The organism is Mycobacterium sp. (genome assembly GCF_032159765.1).
Classification (GTDB): domain Bacteria; phylum Actinomycetota; class Actinomycetes; order Mycobacteriales; family Mycobacteriaceae; genus Mycobacterium.
On sequence record NZ_JAVHWM010000114.1, the window covers coordinates 1 to 4684 of the forward strand.

Genomic DNA, 4684 nt, shown 5'->3' on the forward strand with positions numbered 1-4684 from the left:
CCGTACGTCGTCGCGCAGGTCGCGATCATCGAGGACCCGCGCGTGCGGCTGACCACCAACATCGTCGACTGCGATCCCGACGAACTCGAACTCGGCCAGGTCGTCGAGGTCACGTTCGAGCAGCACGGCGACATCTACCTGCCGCTGTTCAAGCCCGCCGCTGAGCAGGCTGATGCCCCGCAAGCTGAAGACGAGATCGCGCCGGAGCGGTTCGGTGAGTACGTCCGGCCGATGCTCACGAAGGAGAAGTTCGAAGACAAGGCCGCGCTGACCGGAATCGGCATATCGGAGATCGGCCGACGGCTGATGCGCCCGCCGCTGTCGCTGACCATCGACGCCTGTGAGCGCGCGATCGCCGACGCCGGGCTGACATTCGACGACATCGACGGGTTGTCGACGTATCCCGGCGGCGGCGGCTTCGGGCCGTTCAGCGAAGGCGGCGTGACGGCACTGGAGTCCGCGCTCGGCATCCGGCCCACCTGGCACAACGGCGGCATCGAGACCTTCGGGCCCGGCGGGTCGGTGATCGCTGCGATGCTCGCTGTCGCGAATGGCCTTGCCCGCCATGTCCTTTGCTTCCGCACGCTGTGGGAAGCCACCCACGGCGAGCTGATGAAGCAGGGCAAGCTCGCGCCGATGATGCGCACCGACAGCTGGTTCCTTCCGTTTGGCGCGGTCTCCGCGGCGCACACCCTTGCCCAGAACGCCCAGCGTCACTTCCACCGCTACGGGACGACGAGAGAGACACTCGGCTGGATCGCGCTGAACCAGCGGGCCAACGCGCAACTGAATCCCACGGCCATCTACCGCAAGCCGATGACGATGGAGGACTACCTCGACGCGCGAATGATCACCACGCCGTTGGGGCTCTACGACTGCGACGTCCCGTGCGACGGCGCGGTCGCGGTGATCGTTTCCCACGTCGACGCCGCCCGCGACATGGCCAAGCCACCGGTGCTGGTCGAGGCGGTGGGCACGCAGATCATCGAGCGGCTGGACTGGGACCAGAGCACGCTGACTCACGAGCCGCAGTCACTCGGGCAGGCCGCGCACATGTGGACCCGAACGTCGTTGCAGCCCAAGGACGTCGATGTTGCCGAGCTGTACGACGGGTTCACCATCAACTGCCTGTCATGGATCGAGGCTCTCGGATTCTGCGGCATCGGCGAGGCCAAGGACTTCCTCGACGGCGGTCACAACATCGCCAGAGATGGCGTGCTGCCGCTGAACACGCACGGCGGTCAGCTGTCGCACGGACGCACCCACGGCATGGGCTTGATGCATGAGGCGGTGACACAGTTGCGCGGCGAAGCCGGCGAGCGCCAGGTCAAGGGCGCCCGCGTCGGCGTCGTCAGCAGCGGCGGCCTCACTCCCAGCGGCGCAATCCTGTTGCGGGCGGACGCATGAGCCAACCGGCTCCGGTCGAATGCACCGCCGACGTGGACGGCATCCCGATGTCCGCGTTGTTCAGCGAGGCACCGGCGCCGCGCGCCACGATCGTCGCCATCCATGGCGGGGCCACGACGTCGGCGTACTTCGATTGCCCAGAGCACCCTGAACTGTCGTTGCTCCGGCTCGGTGCTGCGCTCGGGTTCAGCGTCATCGCGCTGGACCGCCCGGGTTTCGGCGATTCCGCGCCGCATGCCGACGAGATGGCTGACGCGCAACGGCGCACCGAGTTGGCGTACGGTGCGGTCGACAACATCCTCGGCACTCGCGACCGCGGGGCCGGGCTGTTCCTCGTCGCACATTCCGCCGGATGCGAACTCGCGCTGCGGATGGTGACCGACGATCGCGGCGCGCAACTACTCGGTCTGGAGCTCGCAGGCACGGGTGTCCGTAATCAGCTCGCCGCGCGTGAGGTGTTGCGCCGCACGAACATCGGCGACATGCGACGCGGAGTACGCGAACTGATCTGGCAGACAGCACATCTCTACCCGCCCGACGTGATGCAGAACCTCGCGCGGGGTTCTTGGTCACCCGCGTACGAGGGCGACGTCGTCATGAACTGGCAGAAACGAGACTTCCCGGCACTCGCAGCGCAAGTCGCCGTTCCCGTGCGATTCAGCCTCGCCGACCACGAGGCGTTCTGGGAGGCGGGACCGGAGGGCCTCGCCGACGTCGCCGCGATGTTCACCGCATCGCCGCGCGTGGTCGTCAATGAGCAGCCCGACAGCGGGCACAACCTCAGCCTCGCGCTCTCGGCCGACTCATATCACCGAGGGATCCTGTCGTTCGTCGACGAGTGCGTGACTGCTCGCCAGATAGGTTCCGAGGCAAGCTGATGCGCGTCGGGTTCATCGGGCTGGGCAGCCAGGGCGGACCGATGGCCCGTGCCATCATCGACGCGGGCTTCGAGACCACTCTGTGGGCGCGTAGACCCGCCACGTTGAAGCCCTATGCCGACACCGAGGCCAAAGTCGCGGGTACGCCCGCCGAACTCGGCGCCAACAGCGATCTGGCTTGTGTGTGCGTGGTCGGGGATTCAGACGTCGAGGAGGTCCTCTGCGGCGAGACCGGTGTGCTCGCGGGCATGGCCGCGGGTGGGATCATCGCCATCCACAGCACAGTGTCGCCTGACACCTGCCGCATCGTCGCAGAAGCTGCCGCAGACAAAGGCATTTCGGTGATCGACGCACCGGTCAGCGGTGGCGCACCCGCAGTCGCGGAACGCCGTCTTCTGGTGATGGTGGGCGGTGATGCCGACGTCGTCGAACGGTGCCGGCCCGTGTTCGAGACTTATGGCAGCCACGTCCATCTTGGCGATGTCGGCTCGGGCCAACTCGCCAAGCTGCTCAACAATCTTCTGTTCACCGCGAATCTGGCAAATGCCAAGACCGCGCTGGACTTCGGGGCGGCGCTGGGTGTCGATCCGGCAAGCCTCGGCGAGGTGCTTACCCGCGGTTCTGCGAACAGCTCGGCGCTGGGCAGCATCGCGGGTTCGGGCGGATCGCTCGACGTGATGAGAGACATCGCCGGAGCACTGCTGCAAAAAGACGTCCGGCTGATCGTCGACATCGCCGAAAAGACCGGAGAATCTCCCGGCCCCGTGCTCGACGCCGCCGACGCGGCCCTGTCGTTGTTGGGTCACCCTCGATGAGCCACGTCGGGTTCGTCGGAGCGGGGCGCATCGGCGCCCCGATGATCGGCCGCCTCGTCGAAGCCGGCCACCACGTGCGCGCGGTCGGCCGCTCTCCCGAAAAGCGCGATGCCGTCGAGAAATTGGGCGCAACCGGCGTTCAGGACATCGAGGACGCGGCCCACGACGCTGACATCGTCATCATCTGCGTCTTCACCGACGAGCAGGTTCAGCGTGTCTGCCTGGAGAGCGAGCTGATCCCGTCGATGAAACCGGGGTCGGTGATCGTCGTGCACACCACGGGCAGCCCTCAGACGACGAAAGCCGTTGCCGCTCGGGCAGACCGGCGCTTCATCGACGTCGTCGACGCACCCGTCAGTGGCGCCCCCCACGACGTCGACGCAGGCAGGATCACCCTCTTCGTCGGAGGTGACGGCGCGGCTGTCGGACAGGTCATCCCGGTGCTGTCCAGCTACGGCGACCCGCTGCATGTCGGTCCGCTCGGCGCCGGCCAGGCCGTGAAATTACTCAACAACCTGCTGTTCGCCGCGAACATCGGCCTCGTCTCGGAGGCTGTGAAGCTGGGCGGCCGGGTTGGCATCGTCGAGCCCACGCTGCTGAGCGCGCTCACAAACGGCAGCGCCACCAGCAACGCGCTGAGCCTAATCGCCGCTGCGGGCTCAACCGCGCAGTTCACCACGACCGTCGGGGATTTCATCGGGAAAGACATCGCAGTAGTCCGGGAAGCTCTCGCTGACCTCGAGATCGACATTGGTTCGCTGGATGACATTGCCAAGTCAGGACTTTCATCATGATCAGCACCACACGCAGGAGGATGCAGTGACCAAGGCACAACTCGTTTTCGACCCGTTCTCGGAGGACTTCTTCAACGGAGCCTTCGAGACCTACCGCCGAATGCGTGAGGAAGCACCCGTCTACCACAGCGAGGAGCACGACTTCTACGCGCTGACCCGGCACGCGGACGTCGCACCCGCCTTCAAGGATTTTGAGACGTACTCGTCGCGATACGGGCTCGACCTGGCGACGGTGAGCACCGGCGAGGTGCCGTTGGGCGGCCAGAACATGATCATCCTTATGGACCCGCCAGACCATCGGAATCTGCGCAGCTTGCTCAACAAGGTGTTCACCCCACGAGCCATTCAGTCGCAAAGGGATTCGGTGAGCGAGAAGATCGAGAAGTACCTCGGCCGCGTCGATCCCGATGGATTCGACGTAGTTCAGGAGTTCTCCGGGCCTTTTCCCGTCGAAGTGATCACGACCATGCTGGGTATACATGAAGAGGAGGTCGCCCAGCGCATCCGGCACTGGATCGATGTGGGGTTGTCGCGGGAACCTGGCGAGATCGCCATGGGCGAAAAGGCGATGCAAGCGAACATCGACACCGCGATGTTCTACCTCGACCTCGTGCAGAAGCGCCGCGCTGACCCGCAGGGAGACCTTTTCACCAAGCTGATCGACGCTGAGCTGGAGCGCGAGGACGGCTCGAAAACAAGTTTGGATGACATCGAGATCGCCTCGTTTGCAACGCTATTGGGTGCCGCGGGCGCGGAGACGGTGACGAAGCTCGTCGGCACCGCGGTGTAC

At 65.6% G+C, this 4684-nt stretch carries 5 protein-coding genes; all 5 read left to right on the forward strand.

What is annotated here, in order from left to right; genetic code table 11:
• On the forward strand, positions 1-1407 hold a 1407-nt coding region (locus QOH60_RS12885), incomplete at its 5' end, for a thiolase C-terminal domain-containing protein (protein ID WP_526420828.1).
• A complete protein-coding gene (locus tag QOH60_RS12890) occupies positions 1404-2285 on the forward strand; it encodes an alpha/beta fold hydrolase (protein WP_526420830.1) in 882 nt (293 codons plus the stop codon). The genes QOH60_RS12885 and QOH60_RS12890, both read left to right, overlap by 4 nt.
• Positions 2285-3100 carry an NAD(P)-dependent oxidoreductase gene (locus QOH60_RS12895; RefSeq protein ID WP_526420832.1) on the forward strand — a complete coding sequence of 272 codons (816 nt, stop codon included), beginning with the start codon at positions 2285-2287 and terminating at the stop codon, positions 3098-3100. Before QOH60_RS12890 ends, QOH60_RS12895 begins: the two co-directional genes overlap by 1 nt.
• Positions 3037-3894 (forward strand): NAD(P)-dependent oxidoreductase, encoded by an 858-nt coding sequence (locus QOH60_RS12900; protein WP_526420836.1) that lies wholly within the window; start codon positions 3037-3039, stop codon positions 3892-3894. Before QOH60_RS12895 ends, QOH60_RS12900 begins: the two co-directional genes overlap by 64 nt.
• A 25-nt stretch (positions 3895-3919) precedes the next feature.
• Positions 3920-4684: cytochrome P450 family protein (locus QOH60_RS12905; protein ID WP_526420834.1), on the forward strand; the 765-nt coding region annotated here is incomplete at its 3' end.